Annotated in this window: 12 protein-coding genes; 9 read left to right on the top strand and 3 right to left on the bottom strand. The window is 37.4% G+C overall.

What is annotated here, in order from left to right:
- Positions 1-108: 108 nt before the first annotated feature.
- The gene (fdhF, locus tag LG402_RS19985) at positions 109-2,277 is read left to right on the top strand and encodes a formate dehydrogenase subunit alpha (RefSeq protein WP_227336196.1); all 2,169 of its coding nucleotides are present in this window, start codon (positions 109-111) and stop codon (positions 2,275-2,277) included.
- A gap of 86 nt (positions 2,278-2,363) precedes the next feature.
- Here fdhF and fdoI read toward each other — a convergent pair whose 3' ends face one another.
- The 3 genes from fdoI to fdnG are packed head-to-tail and all read right to left on the bottom strand — an operon-like array spanning position 2,364 to position 7,007.
- Entirely contained in the window at positions 2,364-3,023 is a 660-nt protein-coding gene (gene fdoI, locus LG402_RS19980; RefSeq protein WP_227336986.1) for a formate dehydrogenase cytochrome b556 subunit, read from the bottom strand.
- The gene (gene fdxH / locus LG402_RS19975; RefSeq protein WP_227336195.1) at positions 3,020-3,949 is read right to left on the bottom strand and encodes a formate dehydrogenase subunit beta; all 930 of its coding nucleotides are present in this window, start codon (positions 3,947-3,949) and stop codon (positions 3,020-3,022) included. The genes fdoI and fdxH overlap by 4 nt, the downstream gene beginning before the upstream one ends.
- A 10-nt stretch (positions 3,950-3,959) precedes the next feature.
- Complete coding sequence (fdnG, locus tag LG402_RS19970; RefSeq protein WP_227336194.1) at positions 3,960-7,007, bottom strand: formate dehydrogenase-N subunit alpha; 3,048 nt, start codon at positions 7,005-7,007, stop codon at positions 3,960-3,962.
- A 743-nt stretch (positions 7,008-7,750) separates the two neighbouring features.
- Here fdnG and LG402_RS19965 point away from each other — a divergent pair.
- The 8 genes from LG402_RS19965 to LG402_RS19930 all read left to right on the top strand — a co-directional run bounded on the left by LG402_RS19965 (position 7,751) and on the right by LG402_RS19930 (position 18,539).
- Positions 7,751-10,471, top strand: a complete 2,721-nt coding sequence (locus LG402_RS19965) for a DUF2345 domain-containing protein (RefSeq protein ID WP_227336193.1) — start codon at positions 7,751-7,753, stop codon at positions 10,469-10,471.
- 13 nt (positions 10,472-10,484) lie between these two features.
- Entirely contained in the window at positions 10,485-12,287 is a 1,803-nt protein-coding gene (locus LG402_RS19960) for a phospholipase D-like domain-containing protein (RefSeq protein WP_227336192.1), read from the top strand.
- Between the two features lie 23 nt (positions 12,288-12,310).
- Positions 12,311-13,219: a DUF6396 domain-containing protein gene (locus LG402_RS19955; RefSeq protein ID WP_227336191.1), complete on the top strand. Its 909-nt coding sequence runs from the start codon at positions 12,311-12,313 to the stop codon at positions 13,217-13,219.
- A 2-nt stretch (positions 13,220-13,221) separates the two neighbouring features.
- The gene (locus LG402_RS19950; RefSeq protein WP_227336190.1) at positions 13,222-14,184 is read left to right on the top strand and encodes a DUF6396 domain-containing protein; all 963 of its coding nucleotides are present in this window, start codon (positions 13,222-13,224) and stop codon (positions 14,182-14,184) included.
- A 50-nt stretch (positions 14,185-14,234) separates the two neighbouring features.
- Positions 14,235-14,495: a PAAR domain-containing protein gene (locus LG402_RS19945; RefSeq protein ID WP_227336189.1), complete on the top strand. Its 261-nt coding sequence runs from the start codon at positions 14,235-14,237 to the stop codon at positions 14,493-14,495.
- On the top strand, positions 14,496-15,638 hold the full coding sequence (locus LG402_RS19940; protein ID WP_227336188.1) for a hypothetical protein: 1,143 nt from the start codon (positions 14,496-14,498) through the stop codon (positions 15,636-15,638).
- A gap of 102 nt (positions 15,639-15,740) precedes the next feature.
- A complete protein-coding gene (locus LG402_RS19935) occupies positions 15,741-16,457 on the top strand; it encodes a hypothetical protein (RefSeq protein WP_227336187.1) in 717 nt (238 codons plus the stop codon).
- Positions 16,458-16,559: 102 nt separating this feature from the next.
- Positions 16,560-18,539 carry an acyltransferase family protein gene (locus LG402_RS19930; RefSeq protein ID WP_227336186.1) on the top strand — a complete coding sequence of 660 codons (1,980 nt, stop codon included), beginning with the start codon at positions 16,560-16,562 and terminating at the stop codon, positions 18,537-18,539.
- Positions 18,540-18,549 lie beyond the last annotated feature (10 nt).

Below are 18,549 nucleotides of genomic sequence, written 5' to 3'. Positions count from 1 at the left end.
ATTTTTGTATATTATTGATTAAATAGTAAAAATTAATTGGCATAATTCCTGCTTAGATAAAAGTTCTTTATGACTCTTTTACTCCCTAGTTAGGGGAAAGGATATCAAATGAACAAAATCAACTCCGTCTGTCCTTATTGTGGCGCTGGCTGCAAAATCAATCTCTGTGTCGAAAATGGTCGCATAATCAAAGCTGAAGGTGCCAATGGTGTCACCAATCAAGGAGAACTTTGCTTAAAAGGACTCTATGGTTGGGATTTTCTTAATGACAATAAACTGCTGACAGCCAGAATACATGAACCCATGATCCGCCGACAAAAAGGGGCTGATTTTGAAATTGTGAGTTGGAATGAAGCGATTCAATATACGGCAAAAAAATTACTGGAAATAAAAGAAAAATACGGTGCGAAATCCATCATGTGTACAGGATCTTCTCGTGGTACAGGGAATGAAACCAACTTTGTGATGCAGAAATTTGTTCGTGCAGTATTAGGTAATAATAATGTCGATTGTTGTGCTCGTGTGTGTCATGGGCCTTCTGTTGCTGGTTTACAAGAAACATTAGGCAATGGTGCCATGAGCAACTCTATTGCTGATATTGAAGATTCAGATTGCTTATTAGTCTTTGGTTATAACTGTGCCGACTCTCATCCCATTGTGGCGCGCCGTGTAGTTAAAGCAAAACAAAAGGGTGCTAAAATCATTGTTTGTGATCCTCGAAAAATAGAAACTGCCAAAATTGCTAACCAATATTTACCATTAAAAAATGGTACAAATATGGCGTTAGTGAATGCATTCGCATATACGCTAATTGATGAAGATCTTTATGATAAGGATTACGTCAGTCGCTATACCGAAGGTTTTGAAGAATATAAAAAACAACTCGCCGACTATAGCCCAGAAGCAGTACAAGATATTGTCGGTATCCCTGCAATTGAAATTCGTAAGGCAATGCGTACTTATGCGGGCGCTAAAACAGCCACCATTATGTGGGGAATGGGCGTTACACAATTTGGCCAAGCAGTTGATGTGGTTAAAGGCTTATCTGGTCTTGCATTATTAACGGGTAATTTAGGTAAACCGCATGTTGGTGTTGCACCGGTTCGTGGGCAAAATAATGTTCAGGGTGCCTGTGATATGGGGGTTTTACCTAACATGTTCCCAGGATATCAATACGTCACTGACGAAAATACGCGTGAAAAATTTGCCAAAGCCTGGAATATCCCTGTTGAACAACTTGATCCTGAAGTGGGATATCGTATTACCGAAGTGCCGCATTTAGCCATTGAAGGCAAAGTAAAAGCGTATTACATCATGGGTGAAGATCCGCTTCAAACCGAAGCCGATTTAGGCCTAGTAAGAAAAGGCTTTGAAGCGCTCGATTTTGTCGTGGTTCAAGATATCTTTATGACTAAAACCGCCAAGCAAGCTGATGTGATTTTACCGTCAACCAGTTGGGGTGAACATGCAGGTATCTTTACCTGTGCAGATAGAGGTTTTCAGCGCTTTGAAAAAGCCATTGAGCCACGTGGCAATGTAAAACGAGATTGGGAAATCATTAGCTTACTCGCTACTGAAATGGGCTACCCGATGTCTTATGAAAATAATGAAGAGATCTGGAATGAAGTCCGAGCTTTATGTCCGCTATTTTTTGGTGTCACTTATGAAAAATTGGCGGGTTTAGCGCATATTCAATGGCCTTGTACTAATATCGAAGATGCAGGAACACCTTATTTATATTCAGGTAATCAATTCACCACACCATCAGGAAAAGGGCAGCTATTTGCTACACCATGGCGAGCACCGGCTGAATTGCCGGATGCAGACTATCCAATGATTTTATCTACAGTACGTGAAGTGGGGCATTACTCCTGTCGCTCAATGACAGGTAACTGTAAAGCATTGGCTTCACTTGCAGATGAACCCGGTTATGTTCAAGTTCACCCTGATGTTGCCAAAGAAGCGGGTATTCGTGATCAAGAGATTGTTTGGGTTGAATCTCGTCGAGGTAAGGTTATGTCTCGTTGTAATGTGAATGAGACAATCAATAAGCAAGCGATTTATATGACCTATCAATGGTGGATTGGGGCATGCAATGAGTTGACTCAAGATAATCTTGATCCTGTATCAAAAACACCTGAAACAAAATATTGTGCAGCTAAAGTGATTAAAATAGCCGATCAAAAATGGGCAGAAAGCCAAGTTTCTCAGCACTATCATACAATGCGAAGCCGTTTGATTAACTTAGTAGAGCAAGCAAAAACAGCAGCACATTAAGTTGAGTGTTTATTCAAAATAGAAATGGAGACGATTAAGTCTCCATTTTTTTCTCACATCTATTTTATAAAAACAAAAGCAGTTGATTATTTTTGGTTTAATTTGCTTTCTGCTTCTTTTTTCTCTTCTTCTAAGATCTCACGATACCAACGTGGATGGTGCTTTTTCGCCCAACCACGAGTTACCCAACCTTCAATCATGCTACGGATCGAACCTTTCACCCAAAACGCAGCATAAGCATGAACAAATACCGTAATGATAAGCAAAATAGCGGACACTGAGTGAGCCAATAAGGCAATGCGAATAACCGGGATAGAGAAATAGTCCGCGAAATAAGGACGCCAAATCATGATACCGCTAATGGTAAGCACGATAAGGCTGATACTTAGTGTCCAATAAATTCCTTTTTGACCCAAGTTATAATGCCCGATATCGCCGGCTTCTTCGTTTTGTAGCACTTTATGGATATTTTTCGCCCATACTAAGTCGTCTTTATCAACAAAATTATGTTTTAAGTATCTAAAAAACATAAAGATAAAGAAGAACACCATCGCAACACCTGCAAAAGGATGCAGTAAGCGTGAAAGCTGTGGTGTACCTAAAATATTCATAAACCAGTTTAGAGATGGAAAGAAAAAGCCCAATCCACTAAAGGTAGTAAAGATAAAGAAAATCGCCACAACCCAGTGATTAATACGTTCTGAGGCAGTATGACGAAGGATTTTATCGCTTTTCTTCTTCATTATTTCTGCTCCTCTTTATTCACTGAATTTTGTGATGCTTCCATCTCTTTTTGTGCCTCTTTTTCATCTTCTTCTGTGGTGTGGTTAGGGCCAATACCTAAGTAATGGAATATTGCACCTGCAAAGGTGGCTGCAAAACCAACTGCCGCTAATGGTTTCCAAATACCTTTCCAGAATTTAACCGTTGAGCTAATTTCTGGGTTTTCTGGTAAGCCATGATACAAATTAGGTCTATCCGCGTGATGAAGTACATACATAACGTGAGTTCCACCAACCCCTTGAGGGTCATATAAACCCGCATTGTCATAACCGCGTGTATTCAGCTCTGCGACTCGCTCGTTTGCAAGGTGGGTCATTGCTTCTTTAGAGCCAAAATGAATTGCCCCTGTTGGACAGGTTTTTACGCAAGCTGGCTCTTGACCGACTTCAACACGATCAACACACAGCGTGCATTTATAAGCGCGATTATCTTCTTCATTAATGCGAGGAACATCGAAAGGACAGCCCGCAATACAATAACCACAACCAATACAGTGCTCTGATTGGAAATCAACAATACCGTTAGCGTATTGAATGATGGCACCTTCTGCTGGGCAGGCTTTTAAACAACCCGGATCAGCGCAGTGCATACAGCCATCTTTACGAATTAGCCACTCTAATTTGCCGTTTTCTTCAACTTCAGAAAATCGCATCACGGTCCATGATTTAGCGGTTAAATCAATCGGGTTATCATAAACACCGACGTTAAGACCCACTTTATCGCGAATATCGTTCCATTCTGAACAGGCAACCTGACAGGCTTTACAGCCAATACAGGTAGTAACATCAATCAGTTTTGCCACTTCTTCTTTAAAATCACGTACCTGTGGTGCTGGCGTGAGGGAATTAGTAGCAGAACGACGAATAATATCTTGAGATTGCAATGACATCAGTTTCCCCTTATGCCTTTTCGATATTGACTAAAAACGCCTTATATTCAGGTGTGAATGAGTTTGCATCACCCACAGATGGCGTTAATGTATTGGCAAGGAAACCTTTACGTGTTGCTCCCTCAAAGCCCCAGTGACAAGGAATACCGATAGTATCAACAACTTTGCCATTTATCGTTAGAGGTCTAATACGCTTAGTCACCACGGCTTTAGCTTTGATATAGCCACGCTTAGCGCTGACTTTAACTTCATCACCTTGAACAATGCCTTTACGTGAAGCAAGTTGTTCACCAATTTCAATAAATTGATCCGGTTGTGCAATGGCATTAATTAATGAGTGTTTTGTCCAGTGACGGAACAACTCAGTAATTGAGTAGGTTGTTGCCACATAAGGGAATTCATCTGCTTTACCTAAATGTTCAGCATCGTAGCTGTATAAGCGAGCAACAGGGTTACGAGAAACTTTCGGGTGCAGAATATTATCTTCTGTTGGCGATTCAAACGGTTCGTAGAATTCAGGGAATGGACCATCAGCCATTTTATCAACCGCAAACAAGCGTCCCATACCTTCGGGTTGCATAATAAAGGGACCTACACCACTATTAGGCGCGGCATTACTATAATCTGGTACATCAGGGCCAACCCATTGATTACCATTCCATTTGATAAGCTGACGTTTTTCATCCCAAGGCTGACCTTGTGGATCAACCGATGCGCGGTTATATAACACTCGACGGTTTTGTGGCCATGCAAAAGCCCAACCCGGGGTACAACCTAATCCGGATGGATCAGCGTTATCGCGGTTCGCCATTTGGTTGCCTTTTTCGGTCCAGCAACCGGAATAAACCCAACAGAAACTTGCCGTTGAGCCGTCTGATTTCAGTTGATGGAAACCATCAAGTTGTTGTCCTTTTTTAAACAACAATTTGCCTGTTTCATCATAGATATCTTGCAGAGCTTGACCATTTGCTTCTTTCGCCACTTCTTCTGGCTGTGGATCGTAAGGGTCAACGTAGTTCCAAGAGAGATTCATGATAGGCTCAGGACATACGCCACCTTCTTCACGATAAAGTTCGCGCAGACGCATTAATAAATGCCCTAAAATTTTACCATCATGCCATGCTTGTGCAGGTGGTTTAGCACCAGCCCAGTGCCATTGTAGCCAGCGGCCTGAGTTTGCAATCGAGCCATTTTCTTCAGCAAAACATGAAGAAGGTAAACGGAAAATTTCAGTTTGAATATCTTTTGATGAAACTTCATTCATCTCGCCGTGGTTTTGCCAAAAATTAGAAGATTCAGTCACGAGTGGATCAATGACAACCATATATTTCAGCTTGGCTAATGCGGCACTACATTTATTCTTGTCGGCAAAAGCGGCTAATGGGTTAAAGCCTTGAACGATATAACCATTCATTTTGCCATCAATCATTAATTGGGTTTGTGCCATGATGTCATAGCTTTTATCCCATTTTGGTAACCAGTGATAACCCCACTCGTTTTGTGCTGTTGCATGTTCACCCCAGAAGCTTTTTAGCAAGCTAATAAAGAAATCAGGCGTTCTTTTCCAGTAGTTAACTTGGTCTGCAACCACGGTTTTTGGTGTGACTTGGGATAAATAAGTTTCTAATGATGTCTGTTTTTCATTAGGAAGAGGCATATAACCTGGTAGGTTTAATGATAATAAGCCCAGATCACTATAACCTTGAATATTCGAGTGCCCACGTAACGCATTCACACCACCACCCGGCATACCCACGTTACCTAATAATAACTGGATCATACCTGCTGCACGGATAGTTTGAGCGCCACCTGTATGGTGTGTCCAACCTAGGGCATACAAAATAGTTGAGGTTCTGTCTTTTACACTGGTAGACGCAAGCGCTTCACAGATATAGGTGAAATCTTCTAAAGGTGTGCCACAAAGAGTGGTAACAATCTCAGGGGTATAACGTGAAACGTGCTGTTTTAAAAGATTCCACACACAACGAGGATGTTGCAGTGAATTATCTCTTAATGCTAAACCATTCTCATCAAGTTCATAGTGCCATGAGGTTTTATCATAGTTTTGATTTTCTTTATCAAACCCACTGAAAAGGCCTTCATCAAAGCTAAAATCTTCACGCACAATTAAAGAAGCATTGGTATAGGCTTTCACATATTCATGCTGAATTTTATTGTGTTCGATAAGGTAATGAATAACACCTAATAAGAATGCAGTATCAGAGCCTGCACGAATAGGTGAATAGAGATCGGCTACGGCAGCACTACGGTTAAAACGGGGATCGACAACGATAACCTTCGCATTGTTCTTAATTTTAGCTTCGATAACCCATTTAAAACCGACAGGGTGCGCTTCAGCAGGGTTACCGCCCATGATCAGTACAACGTTAGCGTTTTTAATATCAACCCAGTTATTGGTCATTGCGCCACGACCAAAAGTTGGCGCTAATGCTGCGACGGTTGGCGCATGGCAAAGTCTTGCCTGACAATCAATAGCTATCATGCCTAATGAACGAGAAAATTTATTATCTAAAATTCCTGTTTCATTACTAGCAGCAGAAGAACAGAGCATACCGGTAGTAAGCCAGCGGTTAACTTCTTGCCCTTTTTCATTATGGGTAACAAAGTTTTCATCACGGTCTTTTTTCATCAAACGGGCGATTTTATCAATCGCTTCATTCCATGAAATGCGCTCCCACTTATCAGAGCCAGGTCTACGATATTCAGGATATTTCAGGCGATTTTCACTATGGATATAATCGACAAGCCCAGCACCTTTCGGACATAAAGAGCCACGGCTAACAGGATGGTCAGGATCGCCTTCAATGTGATAAATACTTTTATCGACATTCTTTGCGCCATCTCCAAGGCTATACATCAAAATACCGCAACCTACAGAGCAATAAGTGCAGTTATTACGAGTCTCGACTGAACGTAATAATTTATATTGGCGAGCATTCGCAATAGATACTTCAGGTGCCAAGCCGAGTAATGCAGCAGATGTGCCTGCCATACCGCCAGCACAGATCTTAAAGAAAGACCTACGACTGATTTGCATCAGTGTCTCCTTGATAAATTGATAAATAACATCCGTCCCGGGCGTTTAAAAAACGTCCAGTAAAGATACGATTTCATTTTTCAATCATTCAAGACAGACCTGAGTATCGTTTTGTGAACTCAATGTGATGAACTACTACTTAAAATGACGAGGAAATTATAACGAGTAAAAAAAATAAATCCATAGTAACAATATGGATAAATAATTGTATAAAAAATAACAAGATGAGGTGAAATTACCGAAGAGCCATAACCTTTGATTCTTTTATGTACAGATTATCTGAAATGGGATTTTTATATAAAAAATAAGGTACTTCTAATGTGGATTAATTGGCTATTTTATTTTGCACCTTTATTGACTAAATAATAACTAAAATTAAATATTTTTTGTTTTATCTATCTTTATTTGAGCTTCTAAATAAAAACACATATACGGCATCGCTTTCTCACTAAGAATAATTACTTAAAATAAATTTACTTATTTTAAGTGTAATTAATAAGATGATATTGCCGTTTGTCACTAATTTAATGATTACTTCTCAATGTTATTTATTTGGTTTTTAATATAACTAATTGATATTATTAAATTAATATTAATCTCGCCTTTGAGTGGTAACGATAAGGACATTTATTTTTAAGAAAAATGACATTGATTAATTTAAATACTAATATTAAATTTAATTAAACAAACTTGGCGGGATATTAGAAAGACTTTTATTATTGAGCTTTATAAAGGGAATATTTATGAGCGTAATAGATATAGCAAAAGTAAATTTATCACATAATCGCTATCAGCTAGCCATAAAAGGCAATAATATTCCTATGGATGTGGAGTATTTTTTTGGCGATGAAGCAATTAGTGAAATTTACTCTTATCATGTTACTTTTACTTGCCAAGAACATGATTTACAGCCCTTAAATTTATTACGCAAAAGTACAACGCTTACTTTTTTACCTCCTCTTAACATAGACATTAGCACACTAACTCAATCACCTTTTTCCAAACGTATTCATGGTGTAATAACAGACTTTCAGCGTTTATCAGGCTCTAAAGACGAAGCGCGATATCAGTTAATTATTCAGCCTCGGTTTTCTTTATTGCGGCATCAAATTAGAACTCATCGCTTTTTTATTAATCTTTCAATACCAGACGTGATTAAAAAAATTCTTGAAGAACATGGTTTTGAAAACTGGGAATATGAATTTGCTCTTAAGCATGAATATCCTAAGCGTGAGCAAATAAATCAAATTAACGAAAGCGACTTACAATTTATTGAGCGATTATTAAGTGAGATTGGTGTTTTTTATACTTTTCAACTTCATGAAGAAACGCAAACGGAAGTGATTCACTTTGGGGATAAACAAAGCCAATATCAATTTGAAAAACAACTTCCTCTTAATAGCCCCTCAGGGATGAGTGATAGTGGTGTTGAAAGTGTTTGGGGATTATCTTTACGCCATCAAGTGGTTGAACACAGCGTAATAACCAAAGACTACAACCCTCGTTTATCACAAGATACGTTACTTTCTGCTGTTAGTGATATGACAAGAGACGAAGGTGATGGGAGTAACTATGGTGATGTCTATCATTATCGTGCGCGTCATTTAACGCGAGGGGATAAGCTTATTCCTGAAGCTGAAACTGCCAACTTTTGGGCGCGTTTAGATCATGAACGTTTTTTATCGCAACAGATACAATTAAAAGGTAAAAGTAGTGCATCAGATTTATCACCATTACTGGTGCTAAATATTAAAGACAATCAACAACCCTCAACACTTCCTCTGATATTTCAATCATCTATTTTATTAACTCAACTGCATTTTGCTGGTGGGCGTGATAAAGCCTTACAAGTCTCTTTTGATGCAGTACCTTACAGTGAAACCTTGTGTTGGCGTCCCAAACTCAAACCTCGTCCTGTGATCGCGGGCACTATGATGGCTCGGGTATCAAGTGTGAAAGACAATGATATTTATGCCCATCAAAACGAGGATGGATATTATTGGGTTTGCTTCGATGCTGACCGTGATAATCATGAAAAGAAAACAGGCTATGAAAGTATGCCCGTTCGTTTGGCGAAACCTTATGCTGGTGATACCTATGGAATACATTTCCCTTTAATTCAAGGCACTGAAGTTGCCATTGCTTTCCATGAAGGTGATCCCGATCGTCCTTATATTGCCCATGCATTACACGACTCTCGTCATCCTGATCATATTACTGATAAAAATAACACTCGAAATATTATTCGCACGCCAACAAATAACAAATTGCGAATGGAAGATAAACGGGGTGAAGAACATATTAAATTAAGTACAGAATATGGTGGAAAAACTCAACTTAATTTAGGTCATCTTGTTAATAGTGGACGTGAAAAACGGGGTGATGGTTTTGAGCTACGTACAGATAGTTGGGGCGCAATCCGTGCAGGTAAAGGGTTGTTTATTAGTACAGATTTGCGGGCTAAAGCTTCATCAGAGCAACTTGATATTCGTGAAGCACAGCAGCAATTAGAAGATGCGTTACATTTAGTTTCGTCCTTAAAAGAAGCTGCTGAAATTGCTAAAGCGGAATTAGCCGATCTTGCGGCACAGCAAAAATTATTAAGCCAGTCGATTGATGAAATGAAGCAAGCGGCGATGGTATTAAGCTCACCTATGGGTATTGCACTTACATCACCCAAAACGGTGCAATTAAGCAGTAATGAAAATATTACGATATCAGCACAAAGGCAGACAGATATTTCTGTTGGTAAAAAAATTACTTTAGCAGCAGGTGAGGTGATTAGCTTATTTGCCCAACGAATGGGCATTAAGGCTTTTGCGGCACAAGGGAAAGTCGAGTTACAAGCGCAAGGGGATGAGATGCATTTATCTTCCTTAAAAGATATGACTGTGACAAGTCACGCAGGTAAAACCATTATTGCGGCAAAAGAAGAGTTATTATTGACCTGTGGTGGTGCATTTATTCGTTTAAAAGGAGGGCAAATTGAATACGGTAGCCCGGGTAATCAAACCGTTAAAGCGAGTAATTGGATTGTTGATGGCCCCGACCGTATGGATATTAATCACCCTCATTTTCCTCAATCGATACCCAAACAATCCCTTCGTTTCCAATTAAGTTCTTCACCATTAAGCCCAACTAAAGTCCGTGCATTCGAGCCTTATACGCTCTATGCCAATGGTGCGTTATTAACCAAAGGGCTAACGGATAAAAACGGTAATATTTTTATTGAACATGAAATTACCACTGAAAAATACCGTATTGAATTAATTGATGGCGAATGCTTTGACATCAATATCGTTAATGATGGGGAAGAGCGTGAACAAGATGAAATCTCAAAACAAGGATTTAGAACCCTAGCGCCATCCTCTCAGATGATAGATAAGCAATATGCGGGCAGCACACATCAAAATATATTTCATCAATTACTCAATGAACTCCGATCAGGGAAGAGTAAAAAATAATTAAGGTGATGATATGACAAAAGAGACTACGCCACTAAAAACACCACAAATCATTAACTTGGTACCTTCTCAAGGTGCTTGTTCTATCATCACAAATGAATGGTTTATTCGTAAAGGATATCCCCCAGTGGCTGCAGGATTTGCGCCTCTTATTAATGGTGAAAGAACGTTTAAAGCATTAGCCAATGCGATAAAGGGAGCCAATAAAAGTATTAATATTGCGATATGGGGATTTCAAGCCTCAATGTATTTTACCCGAGTAGGAACAGAAAAGGGTTCTGAACGAATTGGAGAACTACTGAAAGATGCAGCCGAACGTGGGGTAACTGTGCGACTTTTAGTCTGGTTTAGTGAACTAGGAAACCGATTTGATCCTCAATTCCCTGGTTGGGACGCATACAGTACAACTTGCACGGATAAAAATATTTTTGGTGAGTATGTTGATGGTTATGGCGCACAAGGAAAACGAGTTTCTTATGAAACTAAAAAAGATTATGAATATGATAAAAAATGGCATTTTGACGTCAAACACCAAAATATAGGTTTAGATAAAAAAACAGGTCAGAAAAAACTATTTGTTGAACGTCGAGCTTTTAATTGGGGGAATGATAGGGCATCAGCTCAAGCCCAATTAGAAGAAAACTCGTTTAAAACATCAGGGATACATGAGTTTTTACTTTCTAATTTTCCTACGCATCACCAAAAGTTCGTTATTATTGATTATGAAGAAGCTGAAAATGCCGTTGGTTTTATTCTGGGGCACAATATGGTCTCAGGCTATTGGGATAATGATGCGCATGATGGTGTACGCAAAGAAGCATATGTAGGGCGAGATGGAGATAGACCGTGGCAAGATACATCATCGTGTGTTTGTGGCGGGGTGCTTGCTCATCTTTATCATAGTTTTGAGCACGCATGGATAAAAGATGTTGGTGCTGATTATGACTTAATGCAAGGTTGTGCAATTACAGCAGAAGATCATCAATTGAATTTGGCTCGAATGGAGGTGCTAAATAAAAAATTAGAATTAGACAGCCAATTTCCATTACAACCCACCATGGGACAAATATCCCGCACTCAACCTCAGTATCAAATATTTGAAGTTGAAGAAGTTTATAATAACGCTGTAGCTTTAGCGCGAAATTATATTTATATGGAAAACCAATATTTTCGTTATCCCCCTTTGGCTAAGAAACTAAAAAAAGCGGTTGAAGAAAGGCGAACGGCTGGCTGTAAAGATACTCTTTATTTATTTGTGGTTACTAATACGACAGCCCTAAAAGAAATGGAAGTGGGAAGTTTTAATACTTACCGAATGCTAGATGAGTTAGGACGACCCGATTTAACGCCTAATTTCCATAGAAAAAGTAAAGGTCTTTCTAAAAAAGCTGAAGTAAAAGCAAAAAAAATAGAAGGATTAGAAACGGTGATTTGTACATTGGTTTCACCCAATCCAGATATAACACAAACATCTCTTTGGCAACCGACTTATGTTCATAGCAAAGTCTTAATGGTAGACGATGTTTTTATGACAATCGGTTCAAGCAATATTAATTATCGCAGTATGCGATTTGATAGTGAATTAAATATTAATTTACAAGATACCGATTCAGTCGGATTTATTAAATCAATGCGGGAGTTTTTATGGCAACTCCATTCTGGAGGTATATTTGATAATATAAAAAGAGAGTTTACAAAGTGGAATTTAATTATTTCAAGAAATAAACTAGATAAAAAAACCGAGTCATATATAAAACCATTTCAGCCATTAATTCAATTTTTAGATGAGAATAGATCATGGTCAAAGAAAGAATAATAAATCATTATCAGTTTATTTTTATGTTAATAATTACTCTAAGTTTATTATTTATTTCTGGCTGTGGAGCGAAAAATAAAATGCATGAAAACCTGAAAAATTTCCAATTTACGTGTCTCCATGAGGCAGATGTTTTTCCGCCATTAGATCCTGAAGCCGATACATGGTTTAAACAAGCCGTACAACTAAGCCGACAAGATAATCCCGATTTAAAACGTATTGCTCAACTCTATCGCCAAGCCGCGGAAAAAGATCACTATATAGCGATAGGTAATTTACAGGTAATGATTTCCGAAGGCGATGCAGAGCCGGTTGCAGGTAAATTACCACAAGAAGAAGTCATTGATTTAGTAGAACGTTTAATCAACATGGAGATCCCTTTTGGTTACTACATTATGGGGACCTATTTACAAGAGGGATATGGGGTCGAACAAGATGAAAATGCGGCATTTAGTTATATGTTAAAAGCCGCCATTATGGGTAATCCTGAAGGACAATATGTGATTGGAGATAAATTTATGGATGCCCAAGTACCTGAGCTTTATCGCTTAGATTTAGGGCGAGCAATGCTAGATTGCGCTTCCAAGCAAGGATTTAGTAAAGCTTCTTTTGAGTTAGGATTACACTATGTAGCTGCCGAAAATAATTATACCAAAGCATTATTTTATTTACAGGAAGGTGCTAAACAAGGAAACACATTGAGTTTGTTTTTATTATCACAGTCTTTTAAAACTACAGATATAAATAATAGGCTCTATTATTTAGGACAAAAAATTGATTTAGAACGTGTAAGACGTTATGACCTAATTAGTGATGAAATAGATAATAATCCCCGCGCTAAATTCCCTGATATCGATAAAATTGTTCCTTTACCTCCTGCGCCTTTACCGGAATGGGATGGCACCTTTGAATATAAAAAACAGGCGCAATAATCATGAAGAGTAATGGGCTAAATATAAACAGGACGCAGAAGAGAATAAATAAAATTATCATCGTTAGTGTGGCCTTTTTATTTAGCCTTTTATTATTTGGTTGCCAGTCTGTTCATCAGAACCTTAAAAATTTCCAATTTACTTGCCTTCATGAAGCGGATATTTTCCCGCCATTAGATCCTGAAGCCGATACATGGTTTAAACAAGCTGTACAACTGGATAGACAAGATAATCCTGATTTAAAACGTATTGCTCAACTCTATCGCCAAGCCGCGGCAAAAGATCACTATAAAGCGATAGGCAACTTGCAACTGATGGTGTCAATTGGTAAGGCTGAGCCTGTTGCAGGCAAGTTACCACAAGAGGAAGTGATTGATTTAGTAGAACGTTTAATCAACATGGAAATTCCTTTTGGTTACTACATTATGGGGACCTATTTACAAGAAGGCTATGGGGTCGAACAAGATGAAAGTGCCGCATTTAGCTATATGTTAAAGGCTGCCGTGATGGGTAACCCTGAGGGGCAATATGTGATTGGGGATAAATTTATGGATGCCCAAGTACCTGAGCTTTATCGTTTAGATTTAGGGCGAGCAATGCTAGATTGCGCTTCCAAGCAAGGGTTTAGTAAAGCTTCTTTTGAATTAGGTCTCAATTATGCGTTGGCTGAAGGCAATTATACAAGAGCTTTATTTTATTTACAGGAAGGTGTTAAACAAGGGCATACATTAAGTTCATTTCGATTATCTCAAGCTTTTAGAACTCAAGATATTAATGATCGAGCCAATTATTTAGGGCAGCAACTAGATTTAGAACGTGTTAGACGTTATGATTTAATTAGTGATGAAATAGATAATAATCCCCGCGCTAAATTCCCTGATATCGATAAAATTGTTCCTTTACCTCCTGCGCCTTTACCGGAATGGGATGGCACCTTTGAATATAAAAAACAGGCTCAGAAATAAGTAAAAATATGTTGTTTGATTAGTGTTTGATTATTATTGAGGATAAACATATGCGAGCATTTATACGATTAGGCGATAAAACATCACATGGTGGTGAAGTTATTTCGGCATCAGGTTCTATTGTGTATGGTAAGGCAGTAGCTTTAGTCGGTGATAAAGTTAATTGCCCTAAAACAGGACACGGTATAAATGCTATCTTGCCGGGTAAGACAAGAATAACGATGATTGGTAGAGAAGTTGCATTAGATGGATTTATCACTGAATGTGGTTGTCGGTTAATTTCAAGTCTATCCTCTGCAGGAGAAAAATAGATGATAAGCTGGAATGTACCCAAAATAGAGTATCCCGAAGAGCCTAAAATGCTCAATATTTTATTATGGATATTAATCTGTGGTATTGTCGCATGTAGTGGTTTTTTTATCGGAATTTCTTTATCTACAAATGACTATTTAGATCCATCTTGGGGAAATATTAAACTTATTCTTCTATTCTCTATTATCCCCATGTTCTTTGTTGTACTTATTCGACTACTTGTTCATTTTATTGTTTTATTTAAATATCAATCTATCTGTGAAGAGTTAAATAACTGTTTTTATCAATGGACGGTTTGGGCTGAGAAAAATATTATTTTACTGACATCATCGAGAGTTTCAGAAATTGATGAACAAAATAAAAATATTATTCTTTCTAAATTAACACCAAATAAAAATAATCAATTATTATCTGAACTTCTTAAATCTCGCCCTTTATGGGAAAAAAGTGAAGAAATTACTAAAGCATTATTAACGCCTATATCCAAATATTACCAAGAACATCGTCTCTCAACTCCTATTAATATTCTTTGGCATGTAAATACAGAAAATAGTGATGTTATTGAAATAGATTGGGCTCACGTTATTCAAGAACAAGTCGCCAATTTAGCGTTTAATGTTGCTAAAGTTGAACCATTACCTCAAACACATCTAACTAAATGGCTATCCACTTTATATGATGAGGCGCTAACTGATGAACTCTATATTGTTTTATCCATTCAGTTTGATGTGAACAACGCCAGTGAAGAGGCTTGTTGTTTATTATTATCTTCTCCTTCATTTCCAGAATTAAAAGAGATCTCAAGATATAGTAAATTACTTCGCCCAATTGTATGTGATACAGGTTCTTTATCAGAAGCTTTAGAGACACAATCTGAATTGCAGTTTAAGGGTAAGAATGCACAAGCATTATGGTGCTGCGATTTAAATGAAAAGAATAAAGAAGAAGTCATCATCAATTTTATTAAGCAGAATACAGATTTCTCATTAGAGAGAATTTTTGATACAGAAATGATGTTAGGTAATGCAGGTGTGGCACGATATGCCATGGCAATTTCTTTATCATCACTTGATTTACCTGATCGGCTTTTAGTTTCTCAGTTAGGGAGTAAACTCTATCTTCAGCGGATCAGTTCAAAGTAATCGTGGCGCTATTTATTCAGATAATCTGAGGTACTGTTGTTATCTTAATAGCTAAATGGCGATAATAAATAATGAGAGTTTAAAGACTTTAAGAGGGGCGGAGTGAGTTATTCTTTCTTAACACAAGCAACACTCAAAAAACTGGCAACGGGCAAAATTTGGCAACGACAAGTTAATGATGAAAGTATTATTGATGTCAGCTTAAATGCAGGGCAATTAATGATTTCTCAGCCTGAAATTGAGGAAAGCTTTATTCCTTTTAGTCAGAAACTAATAGCTTATTGTGAACAGCTTGCGCTTAAATTTCCATTTATTGAATTTACTCAGCAACAAGAATTTCACTCCACATTATTAACAATTTTTAATCAACAAAATGAGCAGTTTAAACTGCAACGACCCGTATTATTATCGTGGTGTCATGAGATTGCAAAAATCTTTAATCAAATAAAAAGTATCGAAATTTTATTTAATAATGTTGTACTCACATCCAATGGCAGTTTGATATTAACGGGTATCTCAGAGGAATTAACACTTTTTAGGCAGCAAATTTATCAGCAAATCCCAATTGAGAGTGTGCTTCATAAAGACATTATTCATATCACGCTTGGGCGATTATGTGAAAATACATCATCAGCAGAAATGAAGCAGCTTTATGATGAGCTAGAGCAAAACCGATCATCATTAATACATCATGCGATTAATACCCCAATTATTATTCGACATCCAAAATTTGTGGTAAGCAAAGGTTCACTTTCAACTGAAGTACAGATGGGTTTAACGATGGAATTTAATCAATTATGGCCATTTCGGTGCTATTAATATTAAGTATTAAATGGCTATCCATCTTTTTGTGACTAAAGTGATATGGTTAATTAGTATATAATCCAGCGATTCTTTTTATTCGGATTATGTGTTTGGATTATGAATGTAAAATATCGTGCTGATGTAGATGGTTTAAGAGCGGTCGCTGTTATTCTGGTTATCCTTTTCCATTTGGATAATCGCTTAATTCCTTCAGGGTTTATTGGTGTTGATATTTTCTTTGTGATCTCTGGTTTTTTGATTTCACTGATAATTAAAACTTCATTGTCACAAGGTAATTTTTCATTTCGTGATTTTTATAATCGTCGATTATGGCGATTACAACCACTTTATCTTGTTGTATTAATTTCAGTTCTAGTGATTTCTGGGCTTTTTTACCTACCTAGTGATTATTTAGATATTACAAATAGCGAGAAATATGCCTCCGCCTTTCTCTCTAATAAATATTTTGCGAGAGCGACAACCAGCTATGCTGCGCAAGATGCACTCTTTTTACCGTTATTGCATACATGGTCTTTAGCGATAGAGTGGCAATGGTATCTTTTTTTACCTTTTGCACTTTATTTTCTAAATAAAATCAATGCAAAAGAAAGGGTTAATCATTTTTATCCGGTGGTGTTAGTCACAGCTATTTCATTTGTTCTGGTGTTTTATTACCAAAAAGATCAACCGAAAAATTACTATTATTTTAGTACGCGGATCTTCGAATTTATGTTGGGAGCTTGTGTTGCCTACTTCCCAATAAAGATAAAACTTAATCGAAGAATAAATGATGTTATTAGCTTAATTGCGCTAGGTGTTATTCTTTGGATCGCATTCCAAAACGATATTATTGCAGGTTATCCGAACCTTAATACGCTGTATGTTTGTCTTGGTGCGGCACTAATTATTTATACCGGACAACATGGAAGTATTATTGAAAAAATACTCTCGTTAAAGCCAATTGTGATCGTTGGGTTATTATCTTACTCACTCTATTTATGGCACTGGCCATTATTTGCTGTTGCACGCTATGTTGGTGTGTTTAATACAGAACTGCAAAAGGGATCGATGTTAGCATTAACCTTATTGCTATCGATTAGCTCTTATTTTCTGATTGAAAAACCGTTTAGAAGAAAGCGCTTAGCCTTTAAATATTCCATCACTCTCTTATTAATTATTCCTATTTTATTCGCTTTTGGGCTAAATGCATTGAATGAAAAATATCAAGGTATTGGAGCAAGGCTTGGTCAAAATTACGTTAATTTAGAAGCTAAGTTGAATCAGTTTGATTATCCCAATCGAACTAAATGTATGAATTTTGAAGCCACTGATCCAGATAAAATGTGCCATATTGGTGAAGTAGGAAGTCAGAAAAAAGCCTTTTTATTTGGTGATTCTCATGCAAATCATTATTGGGGCTTTATGGATATTTTGGGTAAAGACGCCAAGATAGATGTATATGCACAAGCAACTTCATCGTGTATTACGCTTCCTAATATTTATCTTTATGACTGGTCTAATCATAAAAATACAGTTTATCAACGTTGTTACGATCAAACGGCGAAATATTATCAACTTATCAAAAATAGCCACTTCGATTATGTAATATTTGGGCAAGTTTGGAATAACTACGCGTCAAATCATGTCATTAATAAGATAGGCGATGTTAGAACCGTTGAAGAGTCTCGCAAACGCGTTGAGAAAGCGATGCGTGAAGCGCTTGATATAATTATTGCCACAGGGGCTAAGCCTGTTTTTATTAAAACAGTTAATTCTATGCCAAGTGGTTTTATGACCTGTTTTTATGAAAATGCAAAATTAAGAAAAGATTTTGCAGATAATAACTGTAACCCTAAAAACTATAAAGGTGAGGGAAACACATGGATGAATCAGTTATTTGTTAAGTTAAAAAAGGATTATCCAACTTTAATTATCATCGATCCTAAAGATGTGCAGTGTGATAAAAATATCTGTCTAACCGATATAGAAGGTGTGCCAGTGTATCGTGATGTGGGACATATTACAGACTATGCTTCAACAATTTTTGGCATGATGTATTTAGAACGTTTTGGTAATCCGTTAAAATATAAAGAGTAATAACTAAATT

The organism is Proteus sp. NMG38-2 (assembly GCF_020640995.1).
Taxonomy (GTDB): domain Bacteria; phylum Pseudomonadota; class Gammaproteobacteria; order Enterobacterales; family Enterobacteriaceae; genus Proteus.
The sequence above is the reverse complement of the archived record's forward strand: the minus strand, read 5'-3'. Positions and strand labels throughout refer to the sequence as shown.

What these genes read in the sequence shown, in the direction of transcription:
- fdxH (WP_227336195.1), bottom strand. Translation starts at nt 3,949, where the DNA reads ATGTCATTGCAATCTCAAGATATTATTCGTCGTTCTGCTACTAATTCC.
- fdnG (WP_227336194.1), bottom strand. Translation starts at nt 7,007, where the DNA reads ATGCAAATCAGTCGTAGGTCTTTCTTTAAGATCTGTGCTGGCGGTATG.
- LG402_RS19940 (WP_227336188.1), top strand. Translation starts at nt 14,496, where the DNA reads ATGATAAGCTGGAATGTACCCAAAATAGAGTATCCCGAAGAGCCTAAA.
- LG402_RS19960 (WP_227336192.1), top strand. Translation starts at nt 10,485, where the DNA reads ATGACAAAAGAGACTACGCCACTAAAAACACCACAAATCATTAACTTG.
- LG402_RS19930 (WP_227336186.1), top strand. Translation starts at nt 16,560, where the DNA reads ATGAATGTAAAATATCGTGCTGATGTAGATGGTTTAAGAGCGGTCGCT.
- LG402_RS19955 (WP_227336191.1), top strand. Translation starts at nt 12,311, where the DNA reads ATGTTAATAATTACTCTAAGTTTATTATTTATTTCTGGCTGTGGAGCG.
- LG402_RS19965 (WP_227336193.1), top strand. Translation starts at nt 7,751, where the DNA reads ATGAGCGTAATAGATATAGCAAAAGTAAATTTATCACATAATCGCTAT.
- fdhF (WP_227336196.1), top strand. Translation starts at nt 109, where the DNA reads ATGAACAAAATCAACTCCGTCTGTCCTTATTGTGGCGCTGGCTGCAAA.
- LG402_RS19950 (WP_227336190.1), top strand. Translation starts at nt 13,222, where the DNA reads ATGAAGAGTAATGGGCTAAATATAAACAGGACGCAGAAGAGAATAAAT.
- LG402_RS19945 (WP_227336189.1), top strand. Translation starts at nt 14,235, where the DNA reads ATGCGAGCATTTATACGATTAGGCGATAAAACATCACATGGTGGTGAA.